This window comes from Oleiphilus sp. HI0043 (assembly GCF_001634935.1).
This window is the reverse complement of record NZ_LWEY01001236.1, coordinates 1-1,690: the sequence shown is the minus strand read 5'-3', so window position 1 is coordinate 1,690 and position 1,690 is coordinate 1. Positions and strand designations below refer to the sequence as shown.

The 1,690-nt window shown below is 45.4% G+C and carries 2 protein-coding genes; both read right to left on the bottom strand.

Annotation, left to right across the window (positions count from 1 at the left end; all coding sequences use genetic code 11):
• The coding region (locus A3729_RS15350; protein ID WP_197475872.1) for a 6-phosphogluconolactonase at positions 1 to 303 on the bottom strand (303 nt) is incomplete at its 3' end.
• Positions 304 to 334: 31 nt separating this feature from the next.
• Positions 335 to 1,690 (bottom strand): glucose-6-phosphate dehydrogenase (gene zwf, locus A3729_RS15345; RefSeq protein ID WP_156497970.1); only part of this gene is annotated, 1,356 nt, incomplete at its 5' end.

Below are 1,690 nucleotides of genomic sequence, written 5' to 3'. Positions count from 1 at the left end.
TGGAATTAGCACATGGCTAAACAACAGCCGCATGGCTTCACCATAATTGCTTTGCTCATCATTAGCCGACACACAACGTTCATCTCCCCACCAGAAATGTAAGTTCCGCCAAAGAATGCTATTTGCGTAATCACTGTGGGCTATGTAGCCAAAAATATGTTTGGGCGTTGTCCCGCCCGATAAAGCGATATGAATATCGGCGCCAGATTGGCTCAGAGCCAGCCACTGTTTGGCCACTACCTCTGCAAGCTCATCAGCTGATTCATAAATGCTTATAATAGAACCATCACTACTCGCATTCATACTGCCCCCTGCTTAAGAATTTTTTATCTCGCTATAACTCACAATAATGAGTATTGGCTAAATTTTTACACGGAAAACGCCAGGTACGGCCATCACGCCGAAGAAGGCTCTCGGCTTCTTTCGGCCCCCATGTACCACTCGCATAACCATGCAAGGCATGGTCGCCAGCTTGATATTTCAGAATAGGCTCGACAAACTGCCAACAGGATTGCACGGCGTCGCTACGAGCAAATAAGGTGGCATCGCCATTCAGTGCATCCAGTAACAAGCGCTCATAGGCATTCAGAATGCGTACACCATCACCTTCTTCATCGAGTAAATCCTGGTAACGAAAGTCCATACTCACCTCTTTCGACTCAAAACCTGCTCCGGGTTTCTTAAGACCGAATTGCATCACGATCCCTTCATCTGGCTGAATGCGTATCACCAGTTTATTTGCCGGTGCATTCAGCCCAAAAACAGGGTGTGGTGTATGTTTGAAGTGAATAACAACTTCCGTCACTCGCGTTGGCAAGCTCTTCCCTGTTCGAATATAAAAAGGAACTCCATTCCAACGCCAATTATTAATAAATAGCTTAAGGGCTACGTAGGTTTCAGTTCTGGAATCTGGACTAACACCTTCCTCATCCCGATAACCTGGAACAGCACTACCTTTAACTAAGGATTCCGTATACTGCCCTAAAACCAGGTTATTCTCTAAATCGGCCTGACTAAGTGGTTTTAGACTCTGTAGAACCTTCACCACTTCATTCCGCGTTGAGTCGGCATTGATCACTGCTGGCGGTTCCATCGCTACCATCGCCAAAACTTGCAGCAAGTGGTTTTGAAACATATCGCGCACGGCACCTGCGCCATCGTAATAGCTACCCCGAGACTCAACACCTAATTTCTCTGCGCCGGTTATCTCAACATAATCAATATAATTTCTATCCCATAATGGTTCAAACATGCCATTAGCAAAGCGAAAAACCAGTAGGTTTTGAACGGTCTCTTTTCCCAAATAGTGATCGATACGATAAATCTGGGATTCATCAAAATAGGAATGCAAACCATGGTCTAGCTCGATTGCAGATTCCAAGTCATAACCTAGAGGCTTCTCGACCACGATGCGCTTCCAGCCTTCACACTGATCCAACAATTGACTCTTTGACAAGCAATCAGGGATCACGGTAAACATACTTGGCGGCATCGCCATGTAAAACAAAGTATTGTGCGGTGTCTGGTAGCGCGCATACAGCTCATTCAAGGTAAGCTTTAGCTTGGAGTATTCCGTGACATCGGAGGTATTCAAAGACAAGTAATAAACGTGCTGGAGAAAATCTTCGACAGTATGCGAATCAAGGTTTGCACCTTCACTTAGCGACTTTAACAAAGCCTCACGATAACT